The sequence below is a fragment of the Rhizosphaericola mali genome (genome assembly GCF_004337365.2).
GTDB lineage: Bacteria > Bacteroidota > Bacteroidia > Chitinophagales > Chitinophagaceae > Rhizosphaericola > Rhizosphaericola mali.
This window is the reverse complement of the sequence record NZ_CP044016.1, coordinates 1,592,525-1,612,298: the sequence shown is the minus strand read 5'-3', so window position 1 is coordinate 1,612,298 and position 19,774 is coordinate 1,592,525. Positions and strand designations below refer to the sequence as shown.

General features: G+C 34.6%; 22 protein-coding genes. 14 read left to right on the top strand and 8 right to left on the bottom strand.

Translation table 11 applies throughout. The features are described 5' to 3' along the window. Positions 1 to 52: 52 nt before the first annotated feature. Both E0W69_RS07030 and E0W69_RS07025 read right to left on the bottom strand, forming a co-directional pair. Positions 53 to 1,216: an FAD-dependent oxidoreductase gene (locus E0W69_RS07030; protein WP_131329310.1), complete on the bottom strand. Its 1,164-nt coding sequence runs from the start codon at positions 1,214 to 1,216 to the stop codon at positions 53 to 55. Positions 1,217 to 1,284: 68 nt separating this feature from the next. After that, entirely contained in the window at positions 1,285 to 1,971 is a 687-nt protein-coding gene (locus E0W69_RS07025) for a helix-turn-helix domain-containing protein (protein WP_225321433.1), read from the bottom strand. Positions 1,972 to 2,304: 333 nt separating this feature from the next. Here E0W69_RS07025 and E0W69_RS07020 point away from each other — a divergent pair, with 333 nt between their 5' ends. From E0W69_RS07020 to E0W69_RS07005, 4 genes are all read left to right on the top strand, one after another. Then, positions 2,305 to 2,727, top strand: a complete 423-nt coding sequence (locus E0W69_RS07020) for a cupin domain-containing protein (protein ID WP_225321432.1) — start codon at positions 2,305 to 2,307, stop codon at positions 2,725 to 2,727. 5 nt (positions 2,728 to 2,732) lie between these two features. After that, positions 2,733 to 3,782 carry a carboxymuconolactone decarboxylase family protein gene (locus tag E0W69_RS07015; protein WP_131329307.1) on the top strand — a complete coding sequence of 350 codons (1,050 nt, stop codon included), beginning with the start codon at positions 2,733 to 2,735 and terminating at the stop codon, positions 3,780 to 3,782. 1 nt (position 3,783) lies between these two features. After that, the gene (locus tag E0W69_RS07010; RefSeq protein ID WP_131329306.1) at positions 3,784 to 4,164 is read left to right on the top strand and encodes a DUF2255 family protein; all 381 of its coding nucleotides are present in this window, start codon (positions 3,784 to 3,786) and stop codon (positions 4,162 to 4,164) included. Between the two features lie 148 nt (positions 4,165 to 4,312). Next, positions 4,313 to 4,963 carry an NADPH-dependent F420 reductase gene (locus E0W69_RS07005; protein ID WP_131329305.1) on the top strand — a complete coding sequence of 217 codons (651 nt, stop codon included), beginning with the start codon at positions 4,313 to 4,315 and terminating at the stop codon, positions 4,961 to 4,963. A gap of 70 nt (positions 4,964 to 5,033) precedes the next feature. On the opposite strand, the gene E0W69_RS07000 is transcribed toward E0W69_RS07005, so the two are convergent. Continuing rightward, the gene (locus tag E0W69_RS07000; protein ID WP_131329304.1) at positions 5,034 to 6,056 is read right to left on the bottom strand and encodes an LLM class flavin-dependent oxidoreductase; all 1,023 of its coding nucleotides are present in this window, start codon (positions 6,054 to 6,056) and stop codon (positions 5,034 to 5,036) included. Between the two features lie 232 nt (positions 6,057 to 6,288). Between E0W69_RS07000 and E0W69_RS06995 the strand changes: the two genes are divergently transcribed. The 4 genes from E0W69_RS06995 (at position 6,289) to E0W69_RS06980 (ending at position 9,534) form a co-directional block, all read left to right on the top strand. Next, the gene (locus E0W69_RS06995) at positions 6,289 to 7,341 is read left to right on the top strand and encodes an NAD(P)-dependent alcohol dehydrogenase (RefSeq protein WP_131329303.1); all 1,053 of its coding nucleotides are present in this window, start codon (positions 6,289 to 6,291) and stop codon (positions 7,339 to 7,341) included. 38 nt (positions 7,342 to 7,379) lie between these two features. Continuing rightward, positions 7,380 to 8,225 (top strand): aldo/keto reductase, encoded by an 846-nt coding sequence (locus E0W69_RS06990; RefSeq protein ID WP_131329302.1) that lies wholly within the window; start codon positions 7,380 to 7,382, stop codon positions 8,223 to 8,225. Between the two features lie 108 nt (positions 8,226 to 8,333). Beyond that, entirely contained in the window at positions 8,334 to 8,906 is a 573-nt protein-coding gene (locus E0W69_RS06985) for an NAD(P)H-binding protein (RefSeq protein WP_131329301.1), read from the top strand. 10 nt (positions 8,907 to 8,916) lie between these two features. Further along, positions 8,917 to 9,534 carry a flavodoxin gene (locus E0W69_RS06980; RefSeq protein WP_131329300.1) on the top strand — a complete coding sequence of 206 codons (618 nt, stop codon included), beginning with the start codon at positions 8,917 to 8,919 and terminating at the stop codon, positions 9,532 to 9,534. On the opposite strand, the gene E0W69_RS06975 is transcribed toward E0W69_RS06980, so the two are convergent. From E0W69_RS06975 to E0W69_RS06965, 3 genes are all read right to left on the bottom strand, one after another. Continuing rightward, positions 9,531 to 10,256, bottom strand: a complete 726-nt coding sequence (locus E0W69_RS06975) for a helix-turn-helix domain-containing protein (protein WP_225321431.1) — start codon at positions 10,254 to 10,256, stop codon at positions 9,531 to 9,533. The genes E0W69_RS06980 and E0W69_RS06975 overlap by 4 nt on opposite strands. 519 nt (positions 10,257 to 10,775) lie before the next feature. Continuing rightward, a complete protein-coding gene (locus E0W69_RS06970; RefSeq protein WP_131329298.1) occupies positions 10,776 to 11,834 on the bottom strand; it encodes an NAD(P)-dependent alcohol dehydrogenase in 1,059 nt (352 codons plus the stop codon). Positions 11,835 to 11,881: 47 nt separating this feature from the next. Beyond that, positions 11,882 to 12,865, bottom strand: a complete 984-nt coding sequence (locus E0W69_RS06965) for an aldo/keto reductase (protein ID WP_131329297.1) — start codon at positions 12,863 to 12,865, stop codon at positions 11,882 to 11,884. Between the two features lie 197 nt (positions 12,866 to 13,062). Here E0W69_RS06965 and E0W69_RS06960 point away from each other — a divergent pair, with 197 nt between their 5' ends. The 5 genes from E0W69_RS06960 (at position 13,063) to E0W69_RS06940 (ending at position 18,379) form a co-directional block, all read left to right on the top strand. After that, entirely contained in the window at positions 13,063 to 13,473 is a 411-nt protein-coding gene (locus E0W69_RS06960; protein ID WP_131329296.1) for an Rrf2 family transcriptional regulator, read from the top strand. A 71-nt stretch (positions 13,474 to 13,544) separates the two neighbouring features. Continuing rightward, positions 13,545 to 14,390, top strand: coding sequence for an SDR family oxidoreductase (locus E0W69_RS06955; RefSeq protein ID WP_131329295.1), 846 nt, complete (start codon positions 13,545 to 13,547; stop codon positions 14,388 to 14,390). A 173-nt stretch (positions 14,391 to 14,563) separates the two neighbouring features. After that, positions 14,564 to 16,792, top strand: coding sequence for a GH92 family glycosyl hydrolase (locus E0W69_RS06950; protein ID WP_131329294.1), 2,229 nt, complete (start codon positions 14,564 to 14,566; stop codon positions 16,790 to 16,792). A gap of 112 nt (positions 16,793 to 16,904) precedes the next feature. Beyond that, positions 16,905 to 17,534, top strand: a complete 630-nt coding sequence (locus E0W69_RS06945; RefSeq protein WP_131329293.1) for a glycosyl hydrolase family 28-related protein — start codon at positions 16,905 to 16,907, stop codon at positions 17,532 to 17,534. Next, positions 17,504 to 18,379: an IS1595 family transposase gene (locus tag E0W69_RS06940; protein WP_131329292.1), complete on the top strand. Its 876-nt coding sequence runs from the start codon at positions 17,504 to 17,506 to the stop codon at positions 18,377 to 18,379. Before E0W69_RS06945 ends, E0W69_RS06940 begins: the two co-directional genes overlap by 31 nt. Positions 18,380 to 18,551: 172 nt before the next feature. Here E0W69_RS06940 and E0W69_RS06935 read toward each other — a convergent pair whose 3' ends face one another. Beyond that, positions 18,552 to 18,953 carry a hypothetical protein gene (locus E0W69_RS06935; protein WP_131329291.1) on the bottom strand — a complete coding sequence of 134 codons (402 nt, stop codon included), beginning with the start codon at positions 18,951 to 18,953 and terminating at the stop codon, positions 18,552 to 18,554. A gap of 301 nt (positions 18,954 to 19,254) precedes the next feature. Here E0W69_RS06935 and E0W69_RS06930 point away from each other — a divergent pair, with 301 nt between their 5' ends. Then, positions 19,255 to 19,461 (top strand): hypothetical protein, encoded by a 207-nt coding sequence (locus E0W69_RS06930; RefSeq protein ID WP_131329290.1) that lies wholly within the window; start codon positions 19,255 to 19,257, stop codon positions 19,459 to 19,461. Here the strand turns inward: E0W69_RS06930 and E0W69_RS06925 are convergent. Further along, a complete protein-coding gene (locus E0W69_RS06925) occupies positions 19,438 to 19,746 on the bottom strand; it encodes a hypothetical protein (protein WP_131329289.1) in 309 nt (102 codons plus the stop codon). The genes E0W69_RS06930 and E0W69_RS06925 overlap by 24 nt on opposite strands. Positions 19,747 to 19,774: the final 28 nt, after the last annotated feature.

The window sequence follows — 19,774 nt, the reverse complement described above, 5'->3', positions numbered from 1 at the left end:
TGCTTTATTGTTTCGAGTGTGAAGGTAACTATAATTTCAAAATAAAAGTTTTTTATTTCACTTCCGAAAAGAAATCAATCATTGATTCCAATGCATTTTCAGAATGCATCAATTCGCCATTATCCAAAGATTTTTTAGCGATAGTTGCTGCTCTTGGTCGCATTTTATTTTCAAAATTTTCAATCGCCTGCTTTAAACTGGAATGCGTTTCAGAAAGTAAACATTCTCTTAATTCTAATGCATCCAACATTGCCATATTGACGCCTTCTCCAGCAAATGGAGACATCACGTGCGCCGCATCGCCTATCATAGTAACGTTTGATTGCGACGACCAAGTTTGGTCAAATGGCATATAGTAAATCGGACGCGGGATAAATGGTAGCAACACGTTTTCAAATAGTTCATACCACATCGGATTCCAAGTTGCATAAGCCTTTTGGAACCAATTAGAAACTTGTGTTTTGTCCGTAAAATCAATACCAATCGTTTTGTGCCAATTTTCGTCCGTTTTAAAACTAATATAATAACCAATTTCGCCTTTTCCCTTTTGTCCCATCAAAATATTTTGACCATTTCCAAACGCCATAATTTTACCGCCATTCAACATTTCATATATATTGGGCGCATTATTTTTGGCGTCTGCAATATTGCCTTCTAGCATCGTAATGCCGCTATAGATCGCTTTGATGTCTGTAACGTAAGGTCGAATTTTTGAATTGGCGCCATCCGCAGCAATCACCAAATCCGCATATTGCGTATCTGCATTTTTAAAATGCAATAGCCAACCTGCGCCTTGCTTTTCCATCGACAAAAAATGACTGTTCCAAACTACGGTTTCGGTTTCTAAAGCATCCAACAAAATTCTTCGCAAAACGCCACGATCAATCTCCGGACGAAAATGTTCTTTTCCAAAATCCTCCGTCAAATTTTTCTCGTGATCACTGAAAAAAACGTTTCCATTTGGATTCATAATTTTCTCACGATCCGCACCAACCATATAGTTTTCCTTGAATTTCTCCAGCAAATTGGCTTTTCGTAAAGCTGCCAATCCCGACTCGTCGTGCAAATCCAACGGTGCACCTTGTACTCTCGCATTTTTGTCCAAGTCTCGTTCGTAAACATTTACGTATACACCAGATTGTTGTAGCAATCTAGCCAAAGTCAATCCTGCGGGTCCGCCACCCACAATCGCAACTTTTTTATTGTCTAATAACATATTTTTTTATTTATAGATGCAAAACTAGTACGAGCAACAATTTTAAAATTGTAAAAATCAGACGTTTTTTATTGCAAACGCACGCGATATTCGTTGGGCGTGACACCTAAAAGTTTTTTGACATAACGCGTGAAAAAGGAACGGCTACTAAATTCCATCTTATCAGAAATTTCAGAAATGTTAAGGTTTTTATTTTGAAGTAAAACGATAATGTGTTCTTTTGCATGCCGCTGAATCCATTCCGAAGCAGTAATACCAGAATGAATTTTGCATAAATGATTCAAATATTTTGGTGTGATATTTAGTCGACTACTGTAAAATTTAACTTCCCGGTTTTGTAAACAATATTCCTGCAATAACTGTATAAACCGCTCGTACAGCGTTCCAGTTTGCAAACTATGTTTTCTATTTTCATATTCTTTAGCAAAAGTATTCCACATATCAAGGATGAAAATTTGCATTTGTAATTTCAATGCTTCTTCATAAAATCTATGTTCTTTATCCAAAAAACGTTCATTTATTCGACTAAAATTGGTCAAAATTCTTTGTTTGTCTAATATTGAAATATTGGGTTTTACAGGATAAACTCTTGAATGCAGTTGCGCATTGATACTCCAGCTTTGATCAGGAATATTATCCATTAAAAATTTTTTTTCGACTAGTAATACAGTTGCTTTAAAATTTTTAGAAAATTGCAAGCCTGACAACCTGCTTTCGGCAAACCAAAATAAAAATTGCCCAGATTTGCATTCCATTTTTTGGTCATTAAACAAAAACTTTATCGAACCGTTATGGCAATATAAGTGCGTATGGTAAATCCGTTGAAAGTTATTAGGAAAATCATTTTCCTTCTTTATTTCCAAATATAAAATTCTTAGTAATTCGATTTTATCCATCCGTGAAAGTTTCTACTAATATATGTCATATTTGACATTATTGGCGTTATTAATGTAATAATCGAGAATATTAGTCGCTCTAACTTTGTCCTATCAAAAATGATAATGAAACTAAATTTTAAATCAAGTATTGCTGGCATACTATTGCTCACTTTAGTAATGTTTTGCAATACTGTAAAAAGTCAAAATAAAATGAAAAACGAAGTTTTACAATTGAGTGCTTTCCCTACAGGTGAGGAAAATACGGCTTATGCTAAATATTTTACCGGAAAATCTTGGTTGGCAACGATCACAACTAACAAGGATTTGAACGTTCCGATGTCTAACGTAACATTCGAACCTGGTTGCCGCAACAATTGGCATAGTCATACAGGCGGACAGATCTTAATTGTAGTCGGTGGTGAAGGTTTATATCAGGAAAAAGGAAAACCAGCTCGTCATTTGAAAGTTGGTGATGTAGTAGAGATTGCCCCAAATGTAGTGCATTGGCACGGAGCAACCGCCAATAGTTGGTTTTCACATTTAGCAATTGCCTGCAATCCGAAAACCAATGAGAATAATTGGTTTGAGCCTGTTACAGATGAGGACTATAAAAAGGCAAACGAATCAAAATAATCAGAATGAAAACAGCAAAATGGAGATCTCATTTTTTACTGATTTTATTTTTATTAATAGTACAAACAATGAATGCACAAAATAATACACTCAGTTCAGCACAACAGAGTTTGGTAAAAATCTCCTCTTTAACAGCTACTGGAAATTTAGATGATTTGAAAGTAAAGTTAAACGAAGGTATGGATGCGGGACTGACTATCAACGAGATTAAAGAGGCTTTGACACAATTATACGCCTATTGCGGATTTCCAAGAAGTTTAAATTCTTTGAATACTTTCAAAACGGTTTTGGATGAAAGAAAAGCGAAAGGAATTTCCGATATTGTAGGTAAGGAAATTATAGTTGAAAATAACGTTCCTAACAAATACGAACAAGGGATAAAAGTTTTAGAGGAGATTACGAAAACGCCACAAAGCAAGCCGGCGCCAGGTTTCGGAGAGTTTGCGCCACGAATAGATGCATTTTTGAAAGAACATTTATTTGCCGATATTTTCGCCGTAGATGTTTTAACTTATCAGCAAAGAGAGTTAGTTACGATTTCTGCATTGGCATCGATCACAGGTGTCGAAGGTCAGCTGAAAGCACATATTGGAATTGGGAAAAATACGGGAATTACAGATGATCAATTGGCAGAAGCTGCAGATATAATTCAAACAACGATCAATAAAACACAAGCCAATACAATTCGCAAAATTATTGGAGTCTCAGAAGTTCCGGTTATTGATACAGATATGATAGTTCGCATTGCAGAACTGGATATTTTGCCGGAATATTTGAAAGAATATTTACAGATTATGAATGAGAATGCGGCATTGTCATTAGTGAAAGAAAAAGGAGTTATTTCCATTTTCCCAATAGCATCAGTTGATAAGCCAAATCAAATTCAAATAGTAGAAATCTATGCCAATATAAATGCATACGAATCTCATCTTAAAACGGCACATTTTCAAAACTATAAAACTTCCACTTTAAAGATGATAAAATCGTTAAAATTAATAGATATGAAAGCATTAGATCCAAATAAAATGATGGAAATATTTACCAAATTAAAATAATATGAATCATCAATTTGAAACAGAAGAACTAGAAAAAATAAATAAAGCAGACGATTTGAAAATCGCACCTTTTCGCTCAGATGGTGTTACGTATGGGACACCAACTTGGATCTGGTCGGTCGTTGTCGATGGCAATCTATATGTGCGCGCATATAATGGGAAAAAGGGGCGTTGGTATCAATCTGCAATGCAACAAAAAGCAGGAAGAATATATGCGGCTGGAAATACTTTTGAAGTTGTGTTTGAATCTGTCATTGATGCTCATCTAAACACTAAAATAGATGCAGCTTATAAATCAAAATACGCTAGTAGTCCTTATTTAGCACCCATGATTGCCTTGAAAACAAAAGAAGCAACAGTGAAAATTTTGTTGAGAGATTAGAATTTCTGAGTTGATAGATAAACCATCGATCACATCATACATTTTAAATAAATCGTTCCTATTTCTTGAACTAGTTCATTTTATTGCATTGCTTATTTAATGGATATTTGTATAAGAAATTAAATATTTAACGAATTATATGTTTATTATGTCAAGTATTAAAAAAGTAGCTGTTATAGGCTTAGGAAGTATTGGAAAAGCAGTAGCTAAGAATTTAGTTAAAGGGAATCATCCTGTAATCGTCGCAAGTAGGAAGCTGGAAGATGCGCATAACTATGCGAAAACTTTGGGATCTTTGGCAACAGCAACAGATACAGAATCTGCCATTAAAGAAGCCGATATTCTAATTCTTTCTGTTTGGTTTGATGTAGAACAAGAGTTGCTAAAAAAACACGCATCCGAACTTGATGGAAAAATCATAATCGATCCGTCAAATCCTATTGTGCCAGATGAAAAAGGTGGATTCAAAAAAATTATTAGCGAAAATGAAAGTTCCGGAGAAATCATTGCAACGTTGGTTCCTTCTAATGCAAAATTTGTGAAAGCTTTTGGAACACTAGGTGCGGAGACATTGGGTTCTGCGGCATTTGCAACACCAGAAAGAAACGTATTATTTTATGCTTCGGATGACCAAAGCGTTGATGACGATATTGAAAACTTAATTACAGACAGCGGTTTTGATGCTGTGAAAGTAGGTGGTATTAATAAGTCGATTAGAATAGAAGTTTTTGGCGATCTGAATGAGTTTGGAGGTTTAGGAAAAGCAATCACAAAAGAAGTTGCAGTTTCCAAACTATAGTTAAATATGTCTTGTCAATAAAAAAGCCTCCACAATCTGGAGGCTTTTCACGTTAAACTATAACTATAAATTATCTCCAACCTAGTTCTGGTGCTACATATTTTAAAATCGATTCCAATACGTGTACGTTATATTTTACGCCTAAAGTATTTGGAATAGTCAATAGCAAAGTATCCGCTTCTTGAATCGCTTCATCTTGTGCTAAATCTTTAATCAATTGTTCGGGTTCTGCAGCATAACTTCTTCCGAAAATAGCACTTTTGCCCGCTTCAATCATACCAACTTGATCTCCACGACGTGCTTCGTGTCCAAAATACATACGGTCTTGATCGTTAACAATCGCAAATATGGAACGACTGACCGAGACGCGCGGCGTTCTTGTATGTCCAGCATTTTTCCAAGCTTCTTTGTACAATCTAATTTGATCGGCTTGTTGCGCGTGAAAAGGCTTGTTACTTTCGTTGTCTTTGAGTGTAGAACTTTGCAAATTCATTCCTTGTTCGGCCGCCCATATTGCTGTCGCATTTGATCCTGCACCCCACCAAATACGTTCTTTCAAACCTGCAGCATATGGCTCTAGTCGCAATAAACCTGGTGGATTCGGAAACATAGGATTCGGATTTGGTTTCCCAAAACCGACACCGTCCAATGCTTTGAAAAATTCCAAACCTTTACGTCGCCCCATATCCGAATCTGTTTCACCGTCGTTTGGTTCGTATCCAAAATATTTCCAACCATCCATCACTTGTTCGGGTGCGCCACGGCTGATGCCCAATTGCAAGCGACCGCCAGAAATCAAATCTGCGGCACCTGCATCTTCTACCATATACAACGGATTTTCATAACGCATATCGATTACGCCAGTTCCGATTTCAATTTTGCTTGTTTTCGCTCCAACAGCGGCCAATAAGGGGAATGGCGAAGCCAGTTGTTTGGCAAAATGATGCACCCTGTAATATGCGCCGTCTACACCAATTTCTTCCGCTGCTACCGCTAGATCAATCGACTGTAATAAGACATCGCTAGCCGTTTTTGTTTGGTAACTAGGATGTTCTTCCCAATGTCCAAACGACAGAAAACCTATTTTTTTCATTTGTATAAATATTATTCTATTTCGATGTGTAAATTAACTCAAAATTCGGGTTTTATACCTCTGTTTCCAAATTAATCATTTGTAAAAAAGAATAGATAATTTATGAAACTCATCGTTTTCTTAAGGTTTTGCTAATACGTAATATTGGTAATTTTATCCGTAATATGTATAACAAATTTCTTATAGACTTAATTGAAATTTGCATTATCAAATTTATTTTAAATCTAAACAAATGAATACTAAAGAAATTAAAGCCTACGGCTCAGGTTCAACCACAGAACCTCTACACGAAATAACGATCAATCGTAGAGAGGTGCAGGCGCACGACGTGGAATTTGAAATCTTGTATTGTGGTATTTGCCATTCAGATTTACATCAAATTCACAATGATTTTGGACATACTATGTGGCCGATTGTTCCAGGTCATGAGATTGTAGGTCGTGTAACTGCAGTTGGCGCACATGTGACAAACTTCAAAGTGGGAGACATGGCAGCAGTTGGTTGCATAGTTGAAAGTTGTCAACATTGCGAATATTGCGCAGAAGGAGAAGAACAATTTTGTGATGAAGGTGTAACTTTTTCATTCAATAGTCAAGACAAAATTTCTGGTGGTCATACATTTGGCGGTTTTTCCAAAACTTATGTTTGCGATGAAAAATATGTTTTGCATATGCCCGCATTTGAAGATTTAGCGTCAGCCGCGCCATTGCTTTGTGCAGGAATTACAGTATATTCTCCATTAAAACATTGGAATGCAGGTCCAGGTAAAAATGTAGGTATTTTGGGTATTGGTGGTTTAGGTCACGTTGCGATTAAAATTGCCAAAGCGATGGGCGCACACGTAACTGTTTTCACAACTTCTGCGTCGAAAGTGGAAGATGCAAAAAGATTAGGTGCAGATGACGCCGTCCTTTCTACAGATGCGGAACAAATGGCCAAATATGTTCGTACCCAACATTTTATTTTAGATACAGTCTCTGCCAAACACGATGTGAATACTTACCTTAATCTATTGAAACCAGACGGTGCTGTTGTGTTGGTTGGTCTGCCTCCAGAAGCATTGGAAATAGGAGCCTTCAACGTTGTTGGTGGTAGAAAAAGTTTTTCCGGTTCCAATATTGGAGGTATTAGGGAAACGCAAGAAATGTTGGATTTCTGTTTTGAACACAATATCGTTGCCGATAGTGAAATTATCAATATTGACTACGTAAATACCGCTTTTGAACGACTAGAAAAAGGCGATGTGCATTATCGTTTTGTGATTGATATGGCGACTTTAAATTAATAAAAAAACGATATAAATTTTAATAAATAATTTATAGTATGAAAAATGTAAAATTAAATAATGGTGTAGAAATGCCCATTTTAGGATATGGTGTTTATCAAATTCCAAACTATGACGAATGTAAACAAAGTGTTTTAGCCGCTTTGGAAGCGGGTTATAGAAGTATTGACACGGCACAAGCTTATCAAAATGAAAAAGCCGTTGGTGATGCCATTAAAGAAAGTGGTATTTATCGTAACGAACTATTCATCACAACCAAATTGTGGATTACAGATTATGGTTATGAAAAAGCGCAAAAAGCGTTTGCATTATCAATGGAAAAATTACAACTTGACTATTTGGATTTATACTTGTTGCATCAGCCTTTTAACGACGTTTACGGTTCGTGGCGCGCACTAGAAGAATTGAATAAAGCAGGTAAAATAAGAGCGATTGGCGTTAGTAATTTTTATCCGGATCGTTTGGTAGATTTGATTTCGTTTAATGAAATTGCACCTGCAGTTAATCAGATAGAAACGCATCCATTTAATCAAAGAGATGAAGATCAAAAAGTGATGCAAAAATACGGTGTGCAGCAAGAGAGTTGGGCGCCATTTGCGGAAGGCAAACATAACTTTTTTGAAAATGAAGAGCTTTCTAGTATTGGTAAAAAATATGGTAAATCTGTAGCACAAGTGACTTTGCGTTGGATGATACAAAGAGATATTGTCGTGATTCCAAAGTCGATTACGCCATCTCGAATTAAGCAAAATTTTGATGTTTTTGATTTTGAATTGACAGAAGATGAGATGAATCAGATCAAAGGAATTAACCTAAATGAAAGTAGCTTTTTTGATCATCGTGATGCGGATAGAGTAGAATGGTTTGCTGGTCTAGTAAGATAATATGCGACTATGAAAAATATCTTACATAGAAGCATTTGTTTTATTATAATTATAGTTAGCCTATTTCATTTTACAGAGGTTAAATCTCAAGAAAAATTAATAGAAAAAATGAAAAATGTACTTATAATTGGCGCAAGTGGAAGTCTTGCCAAATATGTAATTGATACTTTGGGACACCTTTCTGATGTACATCTTACCTTACTGGCGAGAAGTCGTAATCGAATCTCCAACGACACTTCTCATTGTACAGTTGTAGACGCAGATGTGATGGATTATCAGAAACTTTCAGATGCTGTCAAAGGACAAGATATTATTTATGTCAATCTTGCTGGTGATTTGGATACATTATCCAAAAATATTATTCGGGCGATGAAGGAAAATGATGTTTCAAGAGTGATCGCTATTAGTTCGATTGGTATTTTTGATGAGCCCGTTAAAGCGATTTTGAAACCTTATCGTGCACTTTCGGATAATTTTGAAAAATCAGGTTTGCAATACACAATCCTACGTCCAGAATGGTTTACAAATGCAGATGAAGTAGACTATGCAATTACTCAAAAAGGAACACCAGAAACAGGTTCCGCTATTTCGAGAAAGAGTATAGCAGCTTTTGTAGCAAGTCTCGTTCAAAATCCTAACGAACATATTAATGAAAATTTGGGAATAAGTAAACCGGATTAAACTCAACTATATGAAATATCTAGTTTCTGTAATCTCATTTTTTAGAATGATGATTTTTTCAAGTTGCTCCCACGCGGAGCAACCAAATTTGAACAAAAATGATAGTTTACATAATAGAAAAATACTAATCGTTTATCTATCTAGAACGAATAATACAAAAGTAGTCGCAGAATTGATCCATAAAAACGTTGGAGGTGATTTGGTTGCATTGGAATTACAGAATCCATATCCAGAAAATTATCAAAAAATCGTGGCACAAGTGCAACAGGAAAATGAAAATAACACACTTCCCACATTAAAAACAGAAATTGATAGTATTGAAAAATACGATGTTATTTTCTTGGGATTTCCAACTTGGGGAATGCAATTACCGCCGCCAATGAAAAGTTTTCTATCTCAATATGATTTCGGCGGAAAAACAATCGTTCCGTTCAATACTAATGCTGGTTACGGTTTGGGTTCAACTATTCAAACCATAAAAACGTTAGCTCCAAAGTCCAACATCTTAAAAGAATATTCGACAAAAGGTGGAATAGAAAGAGACGGTATTTTATTTGTAATGAAAGGAGACAAGGTAATTGAAGTAAAGTCTGAAGTAAATAAATGGTTGAAATCAATCGGGTTTTAGTCCTTATCAAATACTAAAAACTGCAGAAATCTATGGTCTGGGTTTTTGAATAAAACTTTCGGTGAAACTCCCGAAAGTTTTTTTATCTCTTTGATGAAATGTGATTGGTCTGTATAGTTGAGTTGAGGATATAATTCGCCATCTTTAATGTGTTTCAAAGACGCTTGAAAACGTAAAATATTACAATAGGATTTTAGTGAAATACCTAACAATTGTTTGAAGTATCGATTAATTTGTCGTTCACTCCAGAATATTTTTTCAGATAATTCGTGGATACTAACTTCTCCCTTATTTTTATATATATAGTTGAACAATTCCACTTTCCTTTCGTCCAATTTTTGAGGAATCAATGCTTTTATTTTTTCTGTTATTTGATGGCAAAATGAATTAAAGTCTGCTAAATTATCCTCGTTAATATTCCAAAAATCCATAGGTAAATGCATACCGCCATTTACAAGATCTGCTATCGATTTTTTTAAAATATAATCTAACCCTAATGGCTTAAAACTCACACAGAAAAAACGCTCTATAGATTGTACTGGTATTAGTTTGGGTTGGGTTTCCAAACCGATTAATCCAACCATAAATTTACCGTTGAGTGTTTTGCAAAACATCATATCAATCATCCCATTTGGAATAATTACGCTTCCATCTAAATCGGCAATGTGGTCCAATTGGGAAAAGCCAAAGACATAACGATCTATTTCAATCGTAGGTTTCACAAATCGATATTTTGTTTTTACATCCATATACAATAACTAAATCTACTATATTTCTTATGCTTTCTAAATCGGTTTATTATTTTAAGCAAGATTTTCAATAAGAAAGATAATTATAAATAATTATAATGTGGTTTGGAATCGTCAATAGCTAAGTATCCGCTTCTTAAATCGTTTCATCTTGCGCTAAAAGTTTGATAAATTGTTCGGATTCTATAGCATAACGTCTTCTGAAAATGGCATTTTTGCCAGCCTAAATCATACCAACTTAGTCTCCACAATGTGCATCATATCCAAAATATACAGTTTTGATCGCGTTGACAATCGCAAATATAAAACGATTCACAGAGATGCACGACGTTCTTGTATATCTAGTATTTTTCTAAGATTCTTTGTACAATCTAGTTTGATCTCCTTGTCGCATGTGAAATTGTGTTTTGCTTTCAATACATTTTTCAAATAATAAAAAAAGCCATATTCTGATCAAAAGATCAAAATATGGCTTGTAAATTATCGAAAATACTAGTTCTTCAAACTCGCCATATCAATGACAAAGCGGTATTTAACATCGCTTTTCAACATTCTTTCGTAGGCGTCGTTGATGTATTGCATATCAATCATTTCGACATCCGCAACGATATTGTGTTCGCCACAGAAGTCAAGCATTTCTTGTGTTTCAGCGATACCGCCAATCACAGAACCCGCAACACTTTTTCTACCCAAAATCATCGGAACTGTATTCAACATTGGATCCAATGGCCCTAAATAACCTACCAAAACTATCGTGCCACTAATAATTAAAGTAGCGACATAAGGATTGATATCGTGCACATAAGGAACGGTGTCGATGATAACGTCAAACTGTCCGGCAACGGCTTTCATTTCGTTGTCATCCGTGGAGATAACGACGTGATCGCAGCCCAAGGCTTTTGCATCGTCAATTTTGTTGGTAGAACGAGAAAACAAAGTCACATCTGCACCCAAACCTTTTGCTAGTTTGATCGCCATATGTCCCAAACCGCCCAGTCCAACAACGGCAACTTTGCTTCCTTCTTTCACATTCCAATGTCTTAATGGAGACCAAGTCGTAATACCCGCACACAATAGTGGAGCGACCGCTTTTAAATCCAAAGTTTCGGGAATACGCAAAACGTGATGTTCATTCACAACTACTTTTTCGGAATAGCCACCAAAGGTATAACCACCAAGGATTTTGTCAGGAGCATTATACGTTCCGGTAAATCCATTCAAACAATATTGTTCTAAATCCTCCGCGCAGCTACTACAATGTTGACAAGAGTCTACTATACAACCAACGCCAGCAAGATCACCAACTTTTAACTTGGTAACATCTTTACCGACTTTAGTGACACGACCCACGATTTCGTGACCAGGAACAACTGGATATTTGGAGCCGCCCCAATCGTTTCGCGCAGTGTGCAAGTCAGAGTGACAAACGCCGCAATACAAAATATCAATCTCGATATCGTCTGCTTGTATGATTCTACGTTTGATATTGAGTGGTTTCAAATCCGCGTCTATAGCTTCGGTGCCATATGCTTTTACTTCAAAAGTTTCCATAAATATTTATTAGTATAAAATAAAAAAAAGATCGTTTCACAACTATATTATCTGCCTACTAGTTTTTGCAAATTTTCAGGATAGCGTTCACCTTGCAAATTTAGTTTATTTGCCGCAGCATTAATTGTTTCCAAATCTTCTACACTTAATTCCACATTGACAGCGCCAAGATTTTCTTCCAAACGGTGCAACTTAGTCGTACCAGGAATTGGAACTATAAATGGTTTTTGCGCCAATAGCCAAGCCAATGCAATCTGTGCAGGTGTTGCATTTTTTTCAACAGCGACAGATTTTAATAGTTCAACTAATGCCAAATTTGCTTTGCGATTTTCTTCCGAAAAACGAGGAACTATATTTCTAAAATCCGATTTATCAAACGCCGTTTTTTCGTCAATTTTCCCAGTCAAAAATCCTTTTCCTAATGGACTAAAAGGCACAAAACCAATTCCCAATTCTTCTAAAGTAGGAATGATTTCTTTTTCTGGTTCGCGCCAAAACAAAGAATATTCACTTTGCAAAGCCGCTACAGGTTGTACTGCGTGTGCTTTTCGGATTGTTTTTGCACTCGCTTCAGACATTCCAAAATTTTTGACTTTACCTTCTTGAATCAAATCTTTTACCGCGCCAGCGACCTCTTCAATAGGCACATCATTGTCCACGCGATGTTGGTAAAACAAATCAATGGATTCTATTTTCAAACGTTTCAAAGACGCTTCCGCAACAGCTTTGATATGTTCTGGACGACTATTCAAACCGCCTTGAATACCTCCCACGTCAAATCCAAATTTGGTCGCAATCTTTACTTGGTTTTTGAAAGGTGCTAAGGCTTCGCCCACCAATTCTTCATTTGTAAAAGGGCCGTACACTTCTGCCGTATCAAAGAAAGTTACTCCTTTTTCTACCGCAGCACGTATTAATTTGATTGCCTCATTTTTATCCATTGGTTCACCCAACCCAAAACTCATTCCCATACATCCCAATCCTAGTGCGGACACATCCAATCCGTTGTTTCCTAATATTCTCTTTTTCATACGTTATTGATTTTTGAAAGTGCAAAGGTTGGAAAATTTGAAAAAACGGTTGTTATACATATTACGTATTTTCTTACCAATATTACAGAATCGATGTGTCCTTCCTGTTACGTTTGCAAGAAGTAACAATACCCTAATATATTTTATTGTAATAATTTATGTTACAATTAAAAATTATCCATTACCTTTGCATCAACATGAACAATACAAGATTTGCAACGGTTATACATATTTTGACATTATTGGCAGACAACGCCAATCAGTGGCTCAATTCTGACTGGATTGCGAGCAGTATTAATATTAATCCAGTTATAGTACGCAAAGAATTGGTTTTGTTGCACGCAAAAGGTTGGGTAGAAAGCCGCAAAGGGAAAGAAGGCGGCAGTACATTGTGTGTCAATAGCGAAAAAATCAATTTGGGAGATATTTATTTATTGGTCAAAAATTCCAATGTTTTGGGAAAGAAAAATACTAATACCAATCCGATGTGTAGTATTGGCAACAGTATCAATGATAAATTAGAAAGTCTTTATTCAGAAACGGATGATTTGGTATTGGGTCTTTTGAAAAATAAAACACTAGCAGATTTTGTACACGAATTTAACTAATCATTTTTTTATCCATAATTGTAACAATATTGATTACAAATTGCATTTTAAAACTATAAAAATTTAAAATTATGAAAATCGGAATTACAGGCGCAACAGGACAATTAGGTCACCTAGTTGTAGCAAAATTAAAAGAAAAAACAAGTACAGAAAACTTAGTCGCACTTGTACGTACACCCGAAAAAGCTAGTGCTTTGGGTATTGACGCAAAAGCATTTGACTATGCAAAAGTTGACACGCAAGTAGAAATGTTAAAAGGTATTGACACATTGTTATTAATCTCCGGAAACGAAATCGGACAAAGAGAATTACAACACAAAAACGTGATCAAATCCGCAAAAAAAGCAGGAGTGAAATGGATTGTATACACAAGTTTATTACGTGCAGATACGTCGACATTGAGTTTGGCTCCAGAACATCTTGCAACAGAAATTGCATTGAAAGAAAGCGGCCTTGATTATACGATTTTGCGTAACGGTTGGTACACGGAAAACTATACAAATTCAGCTCCAGTGGCTGTAAAAAATGGCGCTTTCATCGGTAGTGCAGGAGACGGAAAAATCGCATCAGCAGCAAGAGCGGACTATGCAGAAGCCGCAGCTATCGTATTGACAACGGAAGGCAACGAAGGTAAAACATTCGAATTGGCAGGTGACACATCATTTACACTAAGCGAATTAGCGGCAGAAATATCCAAACAAACCGGAAAAGAAATCCCATACACGAATCTACTAGAAGAAAAATATGCGGAAATCCTAGTTTCTGTTGGCTTACCTGAAGGTCTTTCTAAAGCGATTGCAGGTTGGGACGTAAGTGCTTCCAAAGGAGATTTGTTCGACGATGGAAAAGTACTTTCTGGTATTTTAGGACATCCAACAACACCATTAGCAGACATCGTTAAAGTGGCGTTGGCGTAAAATACGTGTTTCAAATACTATATAGGCAATCATCTAAATATGATTGCCTTTTTTGTTATTATTATTATTATTATTAGAAATGCCAATAATAACGATCATTAACATTTTAATAAATATTAATATTGTTTTTATTATATAAATTACTTGCCTTAAATCAAACGAGTAAAGCTTATATGTATTTCAAATCTTTTTTATCAAGTACTTTAGTCTTTTTAGGAACAACATTACATGCACAGACAACCACTACTAAAACGAGCTTTGTTGATCCAAGAATAGGATCAGATGGTCATGGTCATGTTTTTGTAGGGGCAGATGTCCCATTTGGGGCAGTTCAACTAGGTCCGACTCAGATCAACAAAGGCTGGGATTGGTGTTCTGGTTATAATTATGCAGGCAAAGAAATTTTAGGTTTTTCGCATACCCATTTGAGTGGTACAGGATGTGCCGATTTGAATGATATTTTGTTAGTTCCAGCCAATGGAAAACAACAATTATTCCCAATGAAAGAAAATGATCCTGAAAGTGGATATGGATCATATTTTTCAAGGAACTCAGAACATGTAAGTCCTGGCTATTATCAAGTTTACTTGGATAAATATAAAGTAAATGTTGAGCTTACTAGTACGGAAAGAGTTGGTTTACATAAATATCATTATGAGAACAAAACCTCCGCTAATATTTTTGTAGATTTGGGATTTCATCAATATGATGATCCAAAAAAGACATTCTTCAAGAAAGTTAATGACTCTACTTTTGTAGGCTACCGCTTAGCTTCGGGTTGGGCAAATGATAAACGTGTTTATTTTGCCATAAAACTATCTCAACCTAGTCAAAGCGTAAAATTATTTGATGGCTCAAATCCTGTTGCAGGAAATGAAGCACAAGGTAAAGAAGTTAAAGCTGCACTATATTTTAACGCAGAAAAAAATGCGGACATTGAGGTAAAAGTGGCAATTTCACCAGTAAGTGAAGAAAATGCGCTTTTAAATATGAAAGTAGAAATGCCTAGCTGGAATTTTGATTTATATAAAAATGCCGCCGATCAAAAATGGAATGAAACATTATCCAGAATAGATTTCGATGCTCCTCAAAAGGAAAAAACTATTTTTTATACAGCCATGTATCACATGTACATAGCTCCGTCTTTGTTCAATGATGTAAATAATGATTACAGAGGAACAGATAAAAAAGTATATAAAAATGCAGATTTTAAAAACGTAACTACACTTTCATTGTGGGATTCTTATAGGGCATGGGCGCCTTTTATGACTATTGCTGAGCCTGAAAAAGTGCAAGATATGGTCTCTTCTATGCTTGCTATTTTTCAACAACAAGGTCGATTACCCGTGTGGCCATTAATGGGATGTGAAACAGATTGTATGGTTGGTAACCCAGCAATTCCAGTTATTACAGATGCATATCTTAAAGGATTAATACCTCGTGATAAAATAGCATTAGCATACGAAGCCGTGCGCTCTACTGCAATGCGTCAAAAATCTGGATTAAACTATGTTCAAAAGTTACAATTTATTCCAATGGATTCTTTAGGTCAATCGGTTTCTTGGGCATTAGAATTTGCGATTGCAGATGCAGGTATTGCAAGAATGGCAAAGTCTCTAGGCAAAGTAGAAGATGCTAAATATTTTAAAGAAAGAAGTGAATTATATCATAAATATTGGGATGCTTCGAGAGGATTTTTTATAGGAAGAAAATTAGATGGGAGTTTTAGAGAACCATTTAATCCTATTTCTCCAAGACATGATTATACAGAAGGTGATGCTTGGCAATATATATGGTCCGTACCTCAGGATGTAAAGGGTTTAATTTCCTTAGTAGGTGGTGAGAAAACTTTTGAGGACAGATTGGATCATTTTTTCCATATGTCCTCTGAGTTAGGAGATGGTGCACCTCCAGACATATCTGGCATGATAGGACAATATGCGCAAGGAAATGAACCAAGTCATCATATTATTTATTTATATAATTATTTAGGTCGCCCAGATAAAACTGCTGATTTATTACGTGCTTCAGTGGACAGTTTCTATACAGACAAACCTGATGGACTTTGTGGTAATGAAGATGTTGGTCAAATGAGCGCATGGTATGCATTTACAGCTATGGGAATGTATCCAGTGGATCCGACATCTGGCAGATATGTATTTGGAACTCCATTAGCAAATGATATAACAATACATATTTCTAAGAATACAACATTTAATGTTAAAGTGGTCAACAATAATATGAAAAATAAATATATTCAAAAAGTATTATGGAATGGAAAAGATTATCCTAAAATGTATATAGATCATAGTACCATAGTTAAGGGTGGTACGCTAACATTTGTTATGGGAGATAAACCTTCTAATTCTTACGGAAAAAGTATTGCAAGCCGACCAAATTAATAGTTCTGCATTACTAAAACTAGAAAATGATAGGAATGTAATTGATTTTAATCTTACATTCCTATTATTTTTTCAATTAAATTGATACTTTTGAAGGCGAAAATTGATTATAATGGAAGGGTATTATCTCCGTAAAAAAATAAGACTAGTCGTTAAATACGTATTAATAAGTATTCTTTGTGTACCAATAATAGGCAATAGTCAATCTAATTATAATATTCTAAATTTTGGCGCCAAAGCTGATGGAAGAACGATCAATACACAAGCAATTAATCGTACAATCCAAGAAGCCTATTTAAAAGGCGGAGGTACAGTAATCATTCCAAGAGGTAAATTTATAACAGGAACTATATTTTTAGCTTCTAATGTAAATATTTTGTTGGAAAAGGATGCTTATTTAATGGGATCTTCTAATATTAATGACTATCGTTCTTTTATACCTTCAAAGGATCTGACAAAATATAGCACGATCAGTGATCAAGGAAATAATAGTAATAGTGCTTATGATTCCATTTGGACAAAGGCTTTGATCATAGGAAATGAAGTTCAAAATATTACCCTACTAGGAGAGGGAGTGATTGATGGGCAGCATGTATTTAATGGACGAGGAGAGGAGGGGATGAGGGGTGCCCATACGATCCTATTATCTAATTCCAGAAGGCAGATGTGTACTCAAAACACAAATATAGTTTTTATTGATTATATTTGTTTATGTCAAAGTATACTATATCCAATTTTATGAAAGATTATCCAAATGAGGATGCTTGTTTGGATAAGGTTTTTTCTTTAAGATATGAAGGTTGTGTATGTCCTAAATGTAATCAAGTTGGAACATACAAAAGGACTAAACATAGACGATCTTACCAATGTTCTAAATGTGGAAATCAACTATATCCTACGAAAGATACTATTTTCGAAAAAACTACTACTCCATTAACTTATTGGTTTTATGCTATATATCTTTATTCAACATCTAAAAATGGAGTTTCTGCAAAAGAATTAGAAAGAGCATTGGATGTATGTTATAAAACAGCATTAAGAATGTCACACCAAATAAAAAAATTAATGCAGGATAACTCTTTTGATCTTTTAGAAGGTACAATTGAGTGTGATGAAACTTTTGTTGGAGGGAAAAATAAAAATAGGCATAAGGATAAAAAAGTAGAAAAATGCCAAGGTCGCAGTTTCAAAGATAAAACACCTGTATTGGGTATATTAGAAAGAGGTGGAAGAGTAAAATGTTTTGTAGTTGACAATACAAGAAAAGAAAGTATTCAACCTCTAATCAATAGCAATGTAAAGAAAAATAGTACAGTATTTACAGACGAATGGCATGGTTATAATGGTTTATCAAGCAGGTATAATCACTTATTCGTAGATCATGGAAGAGGTCAATATGTTGATGGTAATATTTATACAAATACGTTAGAGGGATTTTGGTCCCATGTAAAGCGAACTATAAATGGATCTTATATTCATGTATCTAAAAAACATCTTCAAAAATACATAGATGAAGTATCTTTTAGATACATGCATAAGTTATATCAAGGAAATTTATTTAACGAGATTTTGAATCGGATTGCCTAGGTTTTATAGTTGCCTTTTTTAATAACCTATTAAAAAGTTCATTACTATTATTATTTTGTTGGGCTTTCTTAACTATCTTGTTATAGTTATTTACCAATTCCTCCATAGATTTTGTTTTTTTCTTCTCCATAACGTGAAATTACGTAAAATATGTGAAATGGATAAAATGAGACTATTTTCTCACAATTTTAACTTCTTTCGATTTTGGTATATTTAAATATACAGCCCAAGAAAATACCAAAATAGCAATAATGCTAATATATTGTTTAATGTCTAAAAATCTTAAATTTAGTAATATGGTAATCAAAGCTAGAATAGAAATTATTAATACAATTACAAGTGCTACAATTTTGCTTTTAGATGGAGCAATTTCTTCTGATGGAATATAAACTGTTAATGCTGCACTAATACCATCAATTAGTGGTACTGTATAGTATTTATACATACGACTATTTGGGGGTAAAAATCCTAAAAATTCAACTAAAGTTTTAAATAATACAGGTAATAAAGTAAAAAACACAATAACACTAATGGGAACCAAAGTCCATCTAATCCAATTTGGGATCTTGTTCATTTTTTGGTCGGTTTAAGATATATTCCTAAGGCTCCTAAAGGATAAATTTGTCTTAAAAAAGCGACGTGAAGCCAACTTATTTGCCTCCAACGCCCGACCAAGAACGTATATGCCAAAATAAGTGACCTCACGTCTAAACGTGGCCACCGTACTTTTGGCATATTTTATTACGTCTTACTTAAATGCTTAAACTTGGTCGGTTTCTGGAGGCAAAATAAGTACGTAGCTTAATATTTTCAGAACAAATTTATGTTTTTTATTTAAAGTTCGTACTAAGTTTGTATTTTAGGCAAAACAAAATATGAAAGAATTTATACACTTAATAGATAATAGTAAAGAAACTCCATTAGAGAGAGTTATTTCTAAGAATCATATTGTATCAATAGCAAAAGTGGAAAATGGATATACTCAGATTATGTTATCTTCTCCAATTAATGGGGAAAGGAATAAATACCATATAATTACAAAAGAGCCATATGAAAAATTAATCAATAGAATGGAAGAATAATTTATCATTAATTGACCCCATTGTTGAATCTATTATCAATTTTATATCTTCTAAAGAAGAACCATTTAGAATTTTCAAAATTAAGGATCTCTTATATTCTACGTTTAATATACCAGTCCTTTTCTCTTCTTTTGTATCGTTTATTTTTTTACAAAAAACACCGTCAAGAAAAAAAGTTTCATCATTTTCTAAATTAGGTATTGGAATTTTAATATTAATTGAATCCTCTTTTATGATATTAATATTTTTATCTCCTAAATCTTTTTTTGTTATAATTATAATCATTTTTTTTATTTTTTTTATTTTGAAATTG